This is a genomic window from Corynebacterium sp. HMSC28B08 (assembly GCF_001806865.1).
Classification (GTDB): domain Bacteria; phylum Actinomycetota; class Actinomycetes; order Mycobacteriales; family Mycobacteriaceae; genus Corynebacterium; species Corynebacterium auriscanis.
The window spans coordinates 83,137-99,584 of sequence record NZ_KV786178.1; the positions used below are offsets into that span (position 1 = coordinate 83,137).

13 protein-coding genes are annotated in these 16,448 nt (G+C 57.6%); all 13 read left to right on the plus strand.

What is annotated here, in order from left to right:
• Nucleotides 1-29 precede the first annotated feature (29 nt).
• Nucleotides 30-629: a CGNR zinc finger domain-containing protein gene (locus HMPREF3098_RS09060; protein WP_168156014.1), complete on the plus strand. Its 600-nt coding sequence runs from the start codon at nucleotides 30-32 to the stop codon at nucleotides 627-629.
• A gap of 210 nt (nucleotides 630-839) precedes the next feature.
• The gene (locus tag HMPREF3098_RS09065; RefSeq protein ID WP_070434866.1) at nucleotides 840-2,492 is read left to right on the plus strand and encodes a sodium:solute symporter family protein; all 1,653 of its coding nucleotides are present in this window, start codon (nucleotides 840-842) and stop codon (nucleotides 2,490-2,492) included.
• Nucleotides 2,493-2,518: 26 nt separating this feature from the next.
• The gene (locus HMPREF3098_RS09070) at nucleotides 2,519-2,800 is read left to right on the plus strand and encodes a cell wall anchor protein (RefSeq protein WP_070434867.1); all 282 of its coding nucleotides are present in this window, start codon (nucleotides 2,519-2,521) and stop codon (nucleotides 2,798-2,800) included.
• 114 nt (nucleotides 2,801-2,914) lie between these two features.
• A complete protein-coding gene (gene galT / locus HMPREF3098_RS09075; protein ID WP_083284406.1) occupies nucleotides 2,915-4,096 on the plus strand; it encodes a galactose-1-phosphate uridylyltransferase in 1,182 nt (393 codons plus the stop codon).
• Nucleotides 4,097-4,192: 96 nt separating this feature from the next.
• The gene (galK, locus tag HMPREF3098_RS09080) at nucleotides 4,193-5,482 is read left to right on the plus strand and encodes a galactokinase (RefSeq protein WP_070434868.1); all 1,290 of its coding nucleotides are present in this window, start codon (nucleotides 4,193-4,195) and stop codon (nucleotides 5,480-5,482) included.
• 83 nt (nucleotides 5,483-5,565) lie between these two features.
• Nucleotides 5,566-5,988 carry an aspartate 1-decarboxylase gene (gene panD / locus HMPREF3098_RS09085; RefSeq protein WP_070434869.1) on the plus strand — a complete coding sequence of 141 codons (423 nt, stop codon included), beginning with the start codon at nucleotides 5,566-5,568 and terminating at the stop codon, nucleotides 5,986-5,988.
• A 70-nt stretch (nucleotides 5,989-6,058) separates the two neighbouring features.
• Complete coding sequence (locus HMPREF3098_RS09090) at nucleotides 6,059-6,547, plus strand: RrF2 family transcriptional regulator (RefSeq protein ID WP_070434870.1); 489 nt, start codon at nucleotides 6,059-6,061, stop codon at nucleotides 6,545-6,547.
• A gap of 54 nt (nucleotides 6,548-6,601) precedes the next feature.
• Nucleotides 6,602-7,807 carry a globin domain-containing protein gene (locus HMPREF3098_RS09095; RefSeq protein ID WP_070434871.1) on the plus strand — a complete coding sequence of 402 codons (1,206 nt, stop codon included), beginning with the start codon at nucleotides 6,602-6,604 and terminating at the stop codon, nucleotides 7,805-7,807.
• A 273-nt stretch (nucleotides 7,808-8,080) separates the two neighbouring features.
• Entirely contained in the window at nucleotides 8,081-9,688 is a 1,608-nt protein-coding gene (gene lysS / locus HMPREF3098_RS09100) for a lysine--tRNA ligase (protein ID WP_210385970.1), read from the plus strand.
• A 185-nt stretch (nucleotides 9,689-9,873) separates the two neighbouring features.
• Nucleotides 9,874-11,292 (plus strand): acyl-CoA dehydrogenase family protein, encoded by a 1,419-nt coding sequence (locus tag HMPREF3098_RS09105; RefSeq protein ID WP_070434872.1) that lies wholly within the window; start codon nucleotides 9,874-9,876, stop codon nucleotides 11,290-11,292.
• Nucleotides 11,293-11,346: 54 nt separating this feature from the next.
• Nucleotides 11,347-12,558, plus strand: coding sequence for an acyl-CoA dehydrogenase family protein (locus tag HMPREF3098_RS09110; protein WP_035114536.1), 1,212 nt, complete (start codon nucleotides 11,347-11,349; stop codon nucleotides 12,556-12,558).
• A gap of 296 nt (nucleotides 12,559-12,854) precedes the next feature.
• Nucleotides 12,855-14,465, plus strand: coding sequence for an inorganic phosphate transporter (locus HMPREF3098_RS09115; RefSeq protein ID WP_070434873.1), 1,611 nt, complete (start codon nucleotides 12,855-12,857; stop codon nucleotides 14,463-14,465).
• 348 nt (nucleotides 14,466-14,813) lie between these two features.
• A complete protein-coding gene (locus tag HMPREF3098_RS09120) occupies nucleotides 14,814-16,445 on the plus strand; it encodes an inorganic phosphate transporter (RefSeq protein WP_083284408.1) in 1,632 nt (543 codons plus the stop codon).
• Nucleotides 16,446-16,448: the final 3 nt, after the last annotated feature.

Sequence of the window (16,448 nt, forward strand, 5' to 3'; positions counted from 1 at the left end):
GCAACGCCTTTTGGATGTACTCTAGGGGCATGGCTGGATTGGATTTTCTCTTTTATGGTGGGCGCCCCTCCCTCGATTTCGTCAATACGCTCCGTAGGCGTAAGGATCCAAGCACTCCCACGCGGGATCTTCTCGCCGACAAAGGAATAAGGGTGTGGTTCGAGCGGGCACGTGCCCAAGCTGCTTGGGCTACAGAACTGCCTGGCTTGGTCCCCGATATGGGGCCCTCCGATCTTCTTATCGACAATGGGACTGACCTGCGACAGGCGATTCTCTCCTTGGTAGAGAATGAATTCGATACTGCTGCCGATGGAGCAAATCCGCACCAGGCTGCGCTGGCAGTCTTAAACGACTATGCCAAAGGTGCCCCCTTGACTTACCAAGTAGGAGGCGACGGCCTGCTTTTACCTAGCGCGAACCCCGAAACGATCCTCAGTTTTGTCGCTAGCGACGCGATTCGCCTTTTTAGCAGCGCAGCCTCGCAGTGTGTGAAAGTATGCGCGCATGAGCGCTGCGGAATTGTTTTCGAAGACCGGTCCAATGGAATGCGTCGACAATGGTGCTCGATGAAGGACTGCGGTAATCGTGCGAAGGTTGCGCGCTACGCGTCCACGACAGGTAGTGCCTAGGATTCCCGCGATACCCCAGCGCGGAGGAGGGAATCCCGATCGTATCTGCAGCGAGTTTTCGGCGCGGGGTTGATAGAAGGCGTTGGTGTACGGATTCTCGTTAGGGAAAACAGTTCCCCTGGGTTTAATATTTTGTTAAACAGTTCTTAATCGAATAAGCCCGGGGTATGCCCGGTCTAACCCCCGATCACAATAAGGAGGTGCCCGACCATGACGGAAGGGCTGCGCCTTGACGCTTCCTGGGTGGACTACACACTGGTGGCGCTCTACTTCGCCTTTGTCCTCGGAATTGGATGGGCTGCGAAATCGCGAGTTTCCAGCTCCATCGACTTCTTCCTCTCTGGCCGGTCCCTGCCCGCATGGGTAACGGGACTGGCTTTTATTTCGGCCAACCTGGGTGCCGTGGAAATCGTGGGCATGTCCGCCAACGGCGTGCAATACGGTTTCGAAACCATGCACTACTTCTGGATCGGTGCGATTCCAGCCATGGTGTTCCTCGGCATCGTGATGATGCCGTTTTACTACGGCTCCAAAGTCCGATCCGTGCCAGAGTTCATGCGCCGGCGCTTCGGAAACGGTGCCCACCTGGTCAACGCACTGTCCTTTGCCGTCGCGCAGTTGTTGATCGCAGGTATTAACCTGCTGTTGCTAGCCAAGGTCGTGAACTCCCTGCTTGGCTGGCCCCTATGGATCACGCTGGTCATCGCTGCCGTCATCGTCCTCAGCTACATCACCTTGGGTGGTTTGTCTGCCGCAATCTACAACGAGGTTTTGCAGTTCTTCATTATCATTGCCGCCCTACTGCCGCTGACCCTCATTGGTCTGCACAATGTGGGTGGCTGGAACGGGCTGAAGGAGAAGGTTGTCAACCCTAACCACTTCCACACCTGGCCCGGCACCGAGATCTCCGGATTCGACAACCCAGTGGTTTCCGTCATTGGACTTACCTTCGGCCTCGGTTTCGTACTCTCCTTTGGTTACTGGACCACCAACTTCGTTGAAGTTCAGCGTTCTATGGCCGCCGATTCTCTATCAGCAGCCCGCAAGACTCCCATTATTGGCGCGTTCCCCAAGATGTTCGTTCCCTTCATCGTTGTTATTCCCGGCATGATCGCTGGTGCGACCGTGACCCCACTAGTTGACGGTTCGGCGCAGCCCAACGATGCGATGTTGTACCTCATGCGCGACATGCTGCCGAATGGCCTGCTGGGTGTGGCGCTGGCTGGTTTGTTGGCTGCGTTCATGGCTGGCATGGCTGCCAATATCTCCGCGTTCAACACCGTGTTTAGTTACGACCTGTGGCAAACCTACGTGAAGAAGGATCGCGACGATAGCTACTACTTGCGCATTGGCCGCATTGCTACCATCGCCGCCACCGCCATCGCCGTTTTCACCGCTTTGCTGGCGAACAACTTCGGCAATGTCATGGATTACCTGCAAACGCTATTTGGATTCTTCAATGCCCCACTGTTTGCAACCTTCATCCTGGGTATGTTCTGGAAGCGAATGACTCCAACCGCGGGTTGGGTGGGCTTGGTCCTGGGTACGACCTCGGCGATTGTCTACTGGGCTATCGCCAGCTTCGGTGGTACCGACATCAGTTTCTTCAACCTACCGGGGCAGGGCACTGCGTTCGTTGCTGCGTCTCTCGCATTCGTTGTGGACATCGTTGCCTCCGTTATAGTCTCCTTCGTCACCAAGCCCAAGCCGGATAGCGAGTTGGTTGGTTTCGTTAAATCCGTTACCCCGAAGGAACACCTCATGGATGAGGCAGAAGCATCGCTGCCTTGGTATCGCCGCACCGTGCCACTGGGCATTTTGTGCCTTATCTTAGCCCTCGGCCTCAACGTCATCTTCGCCTAGACCTCGAGCAAAAAAGGAGGAAAACAATGAGCAAGTTTGCAACGCGAGCATTCGATATCCGCAACGTTATTGGGGGTCTGTTGGGGCTGTACGGCTTGATTCTGGTGGTCAGCTACTTCTTCTTGGACCCAGGAATTGACGCCAGTACGGGCCAACCGAAAGATGAGGTCTACAACCTCTACGCCGGAATCGCGATGGTGGTTGTGGCGGTAGTGTTCTTTGTGTGGGCCAAGGCATCACCGGTCCGCGCAGACCAAGGCAGTGCCAATGCCACGGAGGATGAGCGTACCGAGCACGCCACTCGCTAGTTGGGGTGAGCGTGGAAGCTCGGCCGGAGCTCCACCGCGCTCCCGGTAAGCACCATCGCGGCGAAACTGCACGTGAGGCTGCGCGGCCGAGCGCCAAGACAACGACGGAAAGGGATGGGTCTCGTGAACGACAAAGCACAACCGGTGAAGGATCCTCAAGAAAACCTAGGCGGTGTGCGGGTAACACGCACCACCTTGGCCGATGGTCGCGAGTTGATCTACTTCGACGATGATCCGGTGTATGTCTCTGGTGAAAAGACGCGCGAATTGCGCGATTCCCGCGAACTGCCGCCAGCGAAAACGGTCTCCGAGATGCGCCGGGACCCCCTCACTGGGCAGTGGTATGCCTATGCCGCGCACCGCATGAACCGCACGTTTATGCCCCCTGCCAACGAGAATCCACTGGCCCCTACCCGGCCCGGGGAACTACCAACCGAGATTCCCGCAGACGACTACAACGTCGCGGTATTTGAAAATCGGTTTCCATCCCTTTCCATGCATATGGACTTTCAGGAGGACTTTGCCACCCGTGTGGATGGCGAGGAACTCTATCCGCGTCTGCCTGCGAAGGGGCGCTGCGAGGTCGTGTGCTTTACGCCTGACGTAGAGTTGTCCTTCCGCGATTTGCCCTTCCGACGCGCCCGCACGGTGGTGGAAGCATGGGCACACCGCACGCGCGAGCTCTCCGAGCTTCCGGGTGTGCGTTACGTGTACCCATTTGAGAATCGCGGCGCAGAGATCGGAGTGACCTTGCAGCATCCGCACGGTCAGATTTATGCGTACCCTTATTTGCCACCGCGTGCGAAAGAGATCGCAACCCAAGCTGCAGCGCATCGCCAGGAAACGGGGGAGGACCTCTTCGACTCGGTACTCCGGGCAGAGCAGCGCAGTGGTCGGCGCATTGTGGCCGCAGGCGAACACTTCACCGCCTTCGTGCCCGCGGCCGCCAAGTGGCCGGTAGAAGTCATGCTGATTCCGCATCGTGCAGCACCCGATTTCGCGGCGTTGAGCGATGAGGAAAAGGATGAGCTTACGCGCATGTACCTAGACCTGTTGCAGCGCTTTGACCGCTTCTTTGACGGTGTGGATCGCACCCCGTATATCGCCAGTTGGAACCAAGCACCGATCGGCCCTGAGCGCGCTCACGGCCGCCTGCACCTGCAACTGTTTTCCATGATGCGTTCTGCAGACAAGATGAAGTTCCTTGCAGGTTCCGAATCAGGACAGGGCGCTTGGATTTCGGATACCACCCCGGAACGCATCGCCGACCGCCTGCGCGAAATGGCGCAGGACTAAGCACGTCCGCCCGCCCGCGACCTACATATCAACACAACGAAAGCGATTTCCTTGAGTACGACGGCAACTGGAAGCGAACCCACCCAACCCCAGTGGATGCACACTCGGGACCGGGCAGCGGCCATCACGGATGTTCGCAACCTGTTCAGCGAACAATTTACCGGGCAACCGCAAGGTGTGTGGTCTGCTTCCGGGCGCGTGAACCTCATTGGCGAGCACGTGGACTACGCGGGTGGCATTTGCCTGCCGTTTGCGCTGTCCCAGCGGACGTACGTGGCCGCCCGCGCTAACAACGACGGGGTATACCGCATTGCCTCCCACTGGTCGGGCGGGATCACCCGTGCGGAGATCCCCACCCAGGACGTTCGCCCAGGCCACCCCGCGGATTGGACGGGGTATATCGCAGGTGCCGTGTGGGCGGCGTGGAACAACGGCACCATGCCGGCCGCATGGGCCAATGGCATCACCAACCCCGGCTTGGACATCGCCATTGAATCGGATGTGCCCGTGGGCGCGGGGCTTTCCAGCTCCGCTGCGCTGGAATGCTCTACGGCACTGGCCGCGTGGGAAATCAGCACGGGCAGCACCCTCGCCGAGCAAAGCCAAGTGGCCCAGAAGAAGGTATTGGATGGATTGCGCGCGGCGTCGATCCAAGCAGAAAACGACGTGGTGGGCGCCTCCACCGGTGGCCTTGACCAAACGGTTGCACTGTTTGGGAAGGCGGGGAATGCGCTGGCGATTGATTTCGCCACCAACGCAGAACAGCAGGTCACATTCGATATCGATTCCCGGGGATTGGCGATCCTCATCATCAATACCAACGCCCCACACCAGCTCGCCGATGGGCAGTATGCCGCCCGGCGCGCTGTTACCGATGGGGTAGCGGCAGATCTGGGTGTTCCTACGCTGCGGCAGGCCCCTGATGCAGTGCGGCGCTGCCAACCGTGGGCCGACAAGCAGTGGAATTCTTGGTCGGCGGAGCAGCAGCAAGATATGCCATTGGAACGGTGGCGCGCGGTGGTCGAGGCGCGGGTACGCCACGTGGAAACCGAGATTGACCGTACCGCACGTGCCATTGAGGTGTTGCGTGCGGGCGAGTTCCGTCAGTTCGGGGAGTTGATGCAGGCCAGCCACGCCTCCTTGCGCGATGACTACGAGGTTACGGTGCCGGAGCTCGATACCGCCGTGGAGGTGGCGCTGCGTCACGGTGCCCTTGGCGCCCGCATGACCGGCGGCGGATTTGGTGGCTCGGCGATCGCTCTGGTCGATGCTTCTCAGGCTGAAACGGTCGCTGCCCATATAGCTTCTTCTTTTGCCGACGCCGGATTCGCCCGACCGGAGTTTGCCATCGCAATTCCAAGTGAGGGCGCGCGACGGGAAGAATGATCCGTCCGAATGCAGGTTTTCAGTATTCCAGCTAGAAGATTCGAAATGGCTTTGCGAAGCTAACCGGGGTAACCTGACTAACCGTGTTTCGCACCATGTTGAAATCTAAAATCCACCGTGCCACGGTCACTCAGGCAGACCTGCACTACGTAGGTTCGTGCACGATTGACGCCGACTTGATGAAGGCCGCCGATATCCTCGAGGGTGAGCAGATCGACATCGTGGATATCAACAACGGCAATCGACTGACTACCTACGCCATCACTGGAGATGCCGGTACGGGGGTTATTGGCATTAACGGCGCAGCTGCCCGTCTGATCAGTCCAGGGGACTTGGTCATCATCATTGGGTATGCGCAGTATTCCCAGGATGAGCTGGAGGGTTATAGTCCCAATGTCATTTTCGTGGATGAGAATAACAAGCAACTTGAGTTTTGCGATGACCCAGCTCATGCGCCGGAAGGGTCGGGGTTGTTAAACCCACGGCATCCGTCGGAAAGCAACTAGGCGTTCTACCTCCCCCAATAAAAGGTGTATGTCATTTACATCTTATAAAGACTGGTTCTAGGATGAAGCTATGCACCTAACCACTTTTGCCGATCTGGGTCTGCGATCCATGATGATGCTGGGCGACCTCCCGGAGGGGGAACGCCTCACCATTGCTGATCTGGCAAAAGCGACCAACGCATCGGAAAACCACTTGGCGAGGGTTATTGCCAAGCTTGTCGATATGAAGATGGTGGTTTCTGTACGAGGGCGCAACGGCGGGGTGTATCTATCGGACTCGGCCCGTGGGGCCAGTGTGGGAAGAATCTTGAGGGAACTCGAAGGCCCCAGCGAAGTCGTTGACTGCACTGGTAACAAGCCTTGCCCTCTTGCCGCACGAAACTGCGCCTTGCGGCATCGTCTTGCTGACGCCCAGGAAGCGTTCTTCGCAGAGTTAGATGGGGACACAATTGGTGGACTCATCGCAGCCACACGTCCGGTTGGAACGCGAATCTCAGAGGATGCCCACGGACCCTCTCGCACGCTCGGATTGCCGACGGTACCCCTGAAATCTCAGTAAAGGGGACCGAGAGTATAACGAGCGGGCGCGAACAGTACCGAAAGTTGGATGTCAATGTTCATCAGCACGAACCCCAAGACCGATCGCACCGCTCTGTCCGGGGAAAACGCCGAAATCATCCGCCAAACCCTTCCCGTCATCGGCGACAACATCAACGCAATTACCCCGGTGTTCTACCGCACCATGTTCACCAACCACCCAGAGCTGATCGCCGATACCTTCAACCGCGGAAACCAACGTTCCGGCGAACAGCAGAAGGCGCTGGCCGCGTCCATCGTCACTTTCGCAGCCATGCTGGTTGACGCTAATGCTCCCGATCCAGTGGAAATGCTGTCCCGTATCGGGCACAAGCATGTGTCTTTGGGAATCACCGCGGACCAGTACCAGATCGTTCATGACAATCTGTTCTCCGCCATCGTGGAGGTTTTAGGTGAAGCCATCACGCCAGAAATCGCGGCTGCGTGGGATGAGGTGTACTGGCTCATGGCCGACGTGCTCATCGATTACGAATCAGACCTGTACAAGTCCGCGGGTGTGGAGGCGGGCGATGTCTTCCAGAAGGTAGTGCTAAAGGGCAAGAAACAACTCAGCGAGGCCGTTACGGAGTACACCTTTGCCGGCCATGGTTTCGATAAGGCGCTGGCAGGGCAGTACACCTCTATCGGTGTGAAGCTTCCCGATGGTGCCCGTCAACTTCGTCAGTACTCCCTGATCAGCCACGATGCTGATGGGTTCTCGGTCGCTGTGCAGCGCGATGGTGAGGTATCCAGTTTCCTCCTCAATGACGTCCACGTTGGCGACGAAGTCGATGCCACCCTTCCAGCCGGCGATCTGGTTCTTCAGCCAGGTGATTCGCCAGTTGTTTTGGTGAGCCAGGGCATTGGTTCTACCCCAATGACCGGTATGCTTGCCTCTCTCGTTGCTGCTCAGGGTCAGGTTGACCGCCCTGTAGTTGTGCTTCATGCAGACGCCGACGAGGCTGCTTACGCCCAGCGCGAAACCACCGAAAAGCTAGTTGCTGCTCTGCAGCAGAAGGGTTCCGCCGAGCACATCACTGCCTACCGGGATCGTGGCGAGTCCCTCGACCTGGCCAAGCTGCTTGCCGATGGGAAGCTGCCTACCAACGCGGAATGGTACTTGTGTGGTGGTAACAACTTCCTGCAGAATGTTCGCGAGCAGCTTGAAGCAGGTGCTGCGGACTTGGCCCCGGCTGCGGTTCACTTCGAACTATTCAGCCCAAATGATTGGTTGATTGGCTAAAACCCGAGTGAACCCCTGGGATCGGTACTGCCTTCCCGCTCCCAGGGGTTCGCTGTGCTTGCCTATTCCCTAGGGAAGCTAGGCCGTTTCAATCTCAGGTGTGTGAAGATTCTCTTTCCCCGGGGGGGCTTGCGGACGCACACACCCCACCCTTGTTCACCATGATGAAGATTCTCTTTCCCCGGGGGGCTTGCGATGCCGGTGTAGCTCAAAGCTGATGTCAGTTATCGGTCAACGAAACCGTGTCGTGGTGATGCAGTAGGCTATATAGCCGTGACTGATGCAACTAACACCCCGCGTAATGATTCTGCTCAAGACCTTCCGGAACAGCTGCGAATCCGCCGCGATAAGCGCACCCGGATCCTGGAATCCGGGAAAGATGCGTACCCGGTAGAGGTGCCACGCACCCACTCTCTCGCCGAGGTACGTAGTCGCTGGGAAGTGTTGCCCAAGGACGGCGATGAAGGGGAGGCGCCGGGCGTCGATAAGAAAGAAGGTGTGACCTACCTGCAATCGGGTGAAGAAACCCAAGAGGTTGTAGGGGTGGCCGGCCGCGTTATGTTCGTACGCAATACCGGCAAATTGGCGTTTGCCACGTTGCAGGATGGCGACGGTACTACTTTGCAGGTCATGCTCAGCTTGGCAGAGGTCGGTGAGGAGGCACTGGCCGATTGGAAGGCGCTGGTAGACCTCGGAGACATGGTGTTCGTGGAGGGGCGGATCATTTCCTCCCGTCGTGGCGAGCTGTCGGTGATGGCACAGCGGTGGTTCATGGCCGCGAAGTCATTGCGTCCGCTGCCTGTGGCACACAAGGAAATGAGCGAAGATACGCGCATTCGTCACCGCTACACTGACCTGATCATGCGGGAACAAGCCCGCAACAACGCGATGACCCGCATCAAGGTGATGCGTGCACTGCGGAACGCGCTGGAACGCCGCGGTTTCCTGGAGCTGGAGACACCCATGTTGCAAACTCTGCACGGCGGTGCAGCTGCCCGTCCGTTCGTGACGCACTCCAATGCGCTGGATATTGACCTTTACCTGCGTATTGCCCCAGAATTGTTCCTAAAGCGCGCCGTGGTGGGTGGCTTGGATCGCGTATTCGAAGTGAACCGTAACTTCCGTAATGAGGGCGTGGATTCCTCTCACAGCCCCGAGTTTGCAATGCTCGAAACCTACCAAGCCTATGGCGATTACAACACCGCCGCTACTACCACACGGGAAATTATCCAGGAAGTGGCCACTGAAGTGTTCGGCACCACCAAGGTGACTCTCGTGGATGGCACTGAATACGACTTGGGCGGCGAGTGGCCAGAGATGAAGATGTACCCATCGCTCAACGAAGCTTTGCAGAAGAAATACCCGGGTCAGCCGGAGGTCACCATCGCTTCCACTGTGGAGGAGCTGAAGCAGCTGGCCAAGGTTGTCGGCCTCGACGTGCCAACCAAGGGCGGCTGGGGTCACGGCAAGCTTGTGGAAGAGCTATGGGAGCACCTGTGCGAAGACCAGCTGAATGGGCCGGTATTCGTGCGCGACTTCCCGGTCGAGACCTCGCCCCTCGTTCGTCAGCACCGTAGTGAGCCGGGAGTGACTGAGAAGTGGGACCTGTACGTTCGCGGGTTCGAATTGGCCACTGGTTATTCCGAGTTGGTTGACCCGGTAATCCAGCGTGAGCGCTTTGAGGATCAGGCCCGCCTAGCCGCGGGTGGAGATGACGAAGCCATGGTGCTGGATGAAGACTTCCTTGCCGCGATGGAGCAGGGAATGCCCCCAACAGCAGGTACGGGAATGGGTATCGACCGACTGCTCATGGCTTTGACGGGCCTGGGTATCCGCGAGACGATTTTGTTCCCAATGGTGAAACCCGAGCGCGATAATTAACCGGTGTGGGTGCGCGAACGCGCTTTTCGTGCATCCACCTAGTGGGGGTGGGGACTGTAACTTAACTACTGTTTTCCCCAAAAGTGTGACGCAGGCCATGAACTAGTTTAGGATATAGACATAATTATCCGAACATGCAGATGCTTAAGATTTGCACTGAAAACCAGTGAAAGGTGGCCGCACGAATGAGCGACCAAAGCAAGCGTGACGATTCCACTCCGGGTCTGAACAACCTCAAGCGTGATGCCATTGGTACCGCGATGCGCGTACTGACCCGCTTCACCGGCTCCGACTTGGCTGAAAAGTACGGTCTGGGCAAGAAGGTCGACCGGGTGGCGTACGAATCTACCAAGACCGGTATGCGGACCTTGGGTGCCGTCAATCGTCAGTTCAAGAAGATCAAGGGCACCGGCAAGCCAGTGCGCCTGCCAAATCAGACCACTGACGACAACGAGCAGCCAGTACCAACCGAGGCGCCAAAGCCCGGCAAGGCACTGTTTGACCTGAACCCAACCGAGGATCAGGAAATGATCGTCGCAGCGGTTCGTGAGTTTGCTGAGGAGCGCCTGCGCCCAGTAGCTGCCGAGTCCAACGAGTCCTCCACACCTCCAGAAGGATTGCTGGAGACCGCTGCTGAGCTCGGTGTGGCACTCATCAACCTGCCAGAAGAGTACGAAGGCATCGCAACTGCCTCTGGCGCCACCACCAACGCACTCATTGCAGAGGCCCTTGCTTTCGGCGACATGGGCTTGGCTACCGCTGTTCTGGCTCCAGCTGCCGTTGCAAACGTCATCACCAACTACGGCGATGACGCACAGCAGAAGACTTACCTGCCAGAGTTCGCAGGCGAATCTGTGCCACCAGCAGCGGTGATCGTTTCCGAGTCCCGTCCACTGTTTGACCCGTTCGAGCTGCAGACCGCCGCGGTCCGTGAAGGCAGCGATATCGTCATCAACGGCGTGAAGACCATGGTTCCAAACGCTGGCGCTGCAGAGCTGTTCATCGTGGCAGTCAACCTAGACGGTGTGAACACCTTCGCCATCGTGGAATCCGACACCGAGGGGCTGGTTGTTGAGGCCGATCCTTCCATGGGCCTGCGTGGCGCTGCATTGGGCCGCGTGCTGTTCAAGGACGTTCGCGTCCCGGCCGAGAACCTGCTGGGTGGCGCTGACCTGTCAGATTCTGATCGGACCGAGCAGTATGCAGAAATCATCCGCCGTGGTCGCCTGGGCTGGGCTGCTCTGGCTTCCGGCACCGGTGAGGCCATCCTCGAGTACACCAAGAAGTACGTCAACGAGCGCGAGGCATTTGGCGAGCCAATCTCCCACCGCCAGGCAGTTGCCTTCATGGTGGCGAACCTCCGCATCGAGCTTGACGGCCTGCGCATGATCCTACTGCGCGGAGTTTCCCGCCTCGATCAGGGGCTGTCCTACCACCGCGAGGCTGGCCTTGCACGTCGCTTCGCTTCCGACAAGGGCATGGTTATGGGTCTCGATGGTGTACAGCTGCTCGGCGGACATGGCTTCACCAAGGAGCACCCGGTCGAGCGTTGGTACCGCGACATGCGCGCTATCGGCATCGCCGAGGGCGTTGTCATCCTGTAAAACCCGCCAATCGATCACGTAACTGATCATCTACGACCTAGAGGAACCTGAAACATGATTAATCTGGAACTCCCTAAGCGCCTTAAGGCGGGTGCCAACCAAGCCCACCAGGCCGCAGCGGAAATCTTCCGTCCCATCTCCCGCAAGTACGACCTCAAGGAGCACGCCCGTCCGGTAGAGCTGGACACCATGGCATCCCTCGTAGAGGGCATGGCCGATGCTGGCCAGGCTATGGCCGGTGCATCCGGTGGCCGTGGCGATTCCAAGAAGAAGCAAAACGATGGCGTGAAAAACGGCGGCAACATGGCTTCCGTGCTGAACGTTATCGAGACCTGCTGGGGTGACGTGGGACTAACCCTGTCCATTCCTTACCAGGGCTTGGGCAATTCCGCGATTGCCGCCGTTGCTAACGACGAACAGCTCGAGCGTTTCGGCAAGGTATGGGCCGCCATGGCTATCACGGAGCCACAGTTCGGCTCCGACTCCGCAGCCGTCGCCGCTACCGCAAAGCTGGATGGCGACGAGTACGTGTTGAACGGTGAGAAGATCTTCGTTACTGCGGGCGAGCGCTGCACCCACGTTGTGGTGTGGGCATCCGTGGACAAGTCCGCTGGCCGCGCAGCCATTAAGTCCTTCGTTGTGCCACGCGATACCCCAGGCTTCGAGCTGGTTCGCTTGGAGCACAAGCTGGGCATCCGCTCCTCCGATACCGCCCACTTCATCTTGGATAACGTCCGCATCCCGAAAGAGAACCTGCTGGGTTCTCCTGAGGTGGACACCAAGAAGGGCTTCGGGGGTGTTATGGCCACCTTCGACAACACCCGTCCGCTGGTGGCCGGCATGGCCGTCGGCGTGGCGCGCGCTTCCCTCGAGAAGCTGCGCGAGGTACTGACTAACGCTGGCGTCGAAATTGATTACGACAAGCCGGCCTGGGCCCAAAGCGCGGCTGCTTCCGAGTACATCCGCTTGGAGTCCGATTGGGAGGCCGCTTACCTGTTGACTTTGCGCGCTACTTGGATGGCGGACAACAAGATTCCTAACTCCAAGGAGGCTTCCGAGTCCAAGGCGAAGGCCGGACGCATGGCTACCGATCTGACCTTGCGTGCGGTGGAGATGGCCGGGGCATACGGTTACTCCGAGCGCGACTTGCTGGAGAAGTGGGCTCGTGACTCCAAGATCCTCGATATCTTCGAGGGAACCCAGCAGATTCAGCAGCTCATTGTTGCGCGCCGTGAGCTGGGACTGTCTTCCGCACAGCTGAAGTAAACCCCGCTTTCTTCCGAAGGAAATTGCCCTTGTACAGGTGAATTAGGCTCCCTGTACAAGGGTTTTTTGTTGCATGGTGCCCAAATAAGGGGAGGGGGAGTAACCTATTGTTTTCTTTTTAGCCCATTTTCGTTAAAGTTTTTGCGGTTATGCGTTCACCTGCTGCAATGCGCAGCAGTAGCGAGTACGTACCAGAAGGCGCGCCAGTTCCTATCGATTCTGGCGATCGGCAACAAGTAAAAGGCGTTTAGGAAATGGCGAACCAGGTCCCCGGTGGGGGTTCAGGATCTAATCGAATGGTAGAAACACTGCAACTATCGGACGATACCGTTCAACCTCAGGTCAATAACGACAAATGGTGGCACATCGCATTCGGTGGCATGCTCCTCGTGGCTGTCCTTTACTTTGGGGCCTGGACAACGCAGCACATCCCGTCTTCCGCGAATTATGTTGTGCTTGCAGTTACCGTTGTTTTCGGTTTGTTCATGGCATTCAACATCGGTGGCAACGACGTCGCGAATTCCTTTGGTACTTCCGTCGGTGCGGGTACGTTGACCATGAAGCAAGCCCTCATTGTCGCCGCAGTCTTTGAAGTTGGAGGCGCACTGTTAGCGGGCGGTTCAGTAACCAAGACCGTCCGCAGTGGCATCGTGGATCTCGATGAGATCGACCTATTGCCCATGGACTTCGTCTACATTATGATCGCTGCGCTCATGGGCGCTGCGATTTGGTTGCTCATTGCAACGAAGAAAGGTTGGCCGGTATCCACGACCCACTCGATCGTCGGTGGGATCGTGGGAGCGGCCCTGTGTCTAGGTTTTACTACTCACACGGGTGGCTGGTCTATGGTGCAATGGGGGGAAATCGGCCGAATTGCCTCCTCGTGGGTTATTTCCCCACTACTCGGCGCCTTGGCAGCTTATCTGCTGTTCAGTGTGATCAAGCGGACCGTGTTGCAATACAATGACCGTGCAAATGCGGGGTTGGAACGGGTGCGCCGCGCGCGCATTAACCATGCTTCCCGGCACAAAGATCTGTTCCGCAGTCTTAGCGAAGTCCAGCAGATTGCGTACAACAACGAGATGGCCCGGGATGCTGTGACGTACTCGCGTGGAGATTTCACGCGCGAGCAGCTGGAGAGCGACTACTACCGCGAACTCTACGATCTTGACCAAGAGGCGAACCAACTCAACGTCCACAAGGCGCTGGTGTATTGGGCACCGCCGCTGGCCGCATTTGGTGCGGTGGTGATCACCGCGATGCTGTTGTTCAAAGGGCTATCCAATGTGGACATCCATGTGTCCGCCGTTGGGTCTTTGCTTATTATGGCTATGATTGCCGTCTTGGTGTGGACCAGCGTGTACATGGTTGCTAAGGCCTTGCGGAAGGAATCTGTGGATCGTTCCACATTCATTCTGTTCAGCTGGATGCAGGTATTCACCGCATCAGCCTTTGCTTTTAGCCACGGCTCTAACGACATTGCCAATGCGGTGGGACCGTTTGCGGCGATTTTGGACGTTCTAGCTACTGGCGAAATCAATTCCGAGGCAATGGTGCCGACTGCGCTGCTGTTCGCCTGTGGCATCGCGCTGGTGGCAGGACTGTGGTTCATTGGCCGCAATGTGATCACTACGGTTGGATCGGGCCTTACCAATATTCACCCGGCCAGCGGATTTGCCGCGGAGCTGGCGGCAGCCGCCATTGTCATGAGTGCATCACTACTAGGACTGCCCGTGTCCTCCACTCACATCTTGATCGGCGCTGTCCTGGGGGTGGGAATTGTTAACCACGAAGCGAACTGGGGCTTGATGAAGCCCATCGCGATGGCATGGGTGATTACTATTCCCGTGGCGGCAGGAATTGGCGCGATGGGTCTCTTTATCCTGCGCCTCGCATTCGGAGCCTAACGCCTTCGGGTTGTGACCGCTCCAGGGGGAGCGGTCTTTCGGCCGTAGTTCTGCTGCGTTAAGGTCATTCACGAAAAACCTTAGGGGTTGGTCTTCGGTTTTCCTCCGGCCTGGGCAAGTTGTTGTATTCTAATTAATTACTGTGATTTTTGTCTTATTTTCTGATAAAAATTAATCTATAGTTAACCCAGTGGCTAAGAGTGGGATAATCTCTATTTGCCCCTGATTGAAACAATCGCCCTGCGCAATTCCCTGTGCCCAATGAAACCAATGCAGTGGAAACCACCATCGTCTTTCGGGCAAAGGGTAAACCGGCGCTTGACTACACTCAGGAAGGCTTTAACACTCATGACCGTGGATACCTCGAACGCAGCGGGGGCTGCGACCAACAATGCTGGGGCGGTGAAGGGGGCCGATGCTAGCGATAAATGGTGGCACCTCGCTTTCGGGCTTTTGCTGCTGGGTACCGTCGTTACTTTCGGCCTGTGGGTGACCGACTACGTTGGCGCCACATCCCATTACGTCGTTCTTATTGTCACTATCTTCTTTGGCCTGTTCATGGCTTTCAACATCGGTGGTAATGACGTTGCCAACTCCTTTGGAACCTCCGTGGGTGCGGGCACGTTGACGATGAAGCAAGCGCTTATGGTTGCCGCTGTTTTTGAAGTTGGCGGCGCCGTCCTGGCCGGTGGCAGTGTGACCGAAACCGTCCGCAGTAACATCGTCGATCTTGACGGTGTGCAGCTGGAGCCCATGGAATTCGCCTACATTATGATCGCGGCTCTCCTCGGCGCTGCACTGTGGCTGCTGGTTGCTACCAAGATGGGATGGCCCGTTTCCACCACGCACTCTATCGTCGGCGGCATCGTCGGTGCGGCCGTCACGACTGGTCTTATCACCGGTAAAGGTGGATGGGACATGGTCCAGTGGAGCGAAATTGGCCAGATCGCCATTTCGTGGGTGTTGTCCCCGGTGCTGGGTGGTCTGGCAGCGTATCTGCTCTTCCGGGCCATCAAGGGTGGAATCCTTCGCTATAACGAGGCCGCTGATATGCGACTACGCGAACTGAAGCAGAAGAAGATCGAACATCGCCGTCGCCACAAGGAGGCATTCGAGCGACTCAGCGAAGTTCAACAGATTTCCTACACCAATGCCATGGCTCGTGATGCCCAGACCGTCATGGACGATGACTTCGACCGCGAACAGTTGGAGTCGGAGTACTACCGCGACCTTTACCGCCTGAATGATGAAGCCGAGGACGTGGAAGCCCACCAGGCCCTGGAACGCTGGGTTCCGCTGCTCGCTGCGATTGCGGCGGTCATCATCACCGCGATGATGCTGTTCAAAGGGCTGAAGAACATCGACTTCACCCTCTCCACCTTCAACACGGTGCTGATCATGCTTATGGTTGGCGCAGTCGTGTGGATGGCCGTCTACATCTTCGCCCGCACAATGAAGAACAAATCCCTGGACCGCTCCACCTTCCTGCTTTTCAGCTGGATGCAGGTGTTTACCGCGTCCGCGTTCGCATTTAGTCACGGCTCTAACGACATTGCCAACGCGGTAGGCCCCTTCGCCGCCGTTGTGGACGTTATTGCTCACAATGAGATCCGTAGCTCTGCTAGCGTCCCCGGTGCCCTGATGGCTGCCGCGGGTATCGCACTGGTTGCCGGCCTGTGGTTTATTGGCCGTAACGTGATCAAGACCGTTGGTACGGGCCTGACGAACATTCACCCAGCCAGTGGCTTCGCCGCCGAGCTTTCGGCAGCTGCTGTGGTGATGGGAGCTTCTTTGCTGGGGCTGCCCGTTTCTTCCACTCACATCCTGATCGGCGCCGTTTTGGGCGTGGGCCTAGTGAATAAGGCCGCTAACTGGAACCTCATGAAGCCCATCGCGTTGGCGTGGATCATCACTGTGCCTGCCGCCGCTGCAGTGGGTGCGGTAGGCGTCTGGATTCTTCGTATGGCGTTCATGGGTTAACAA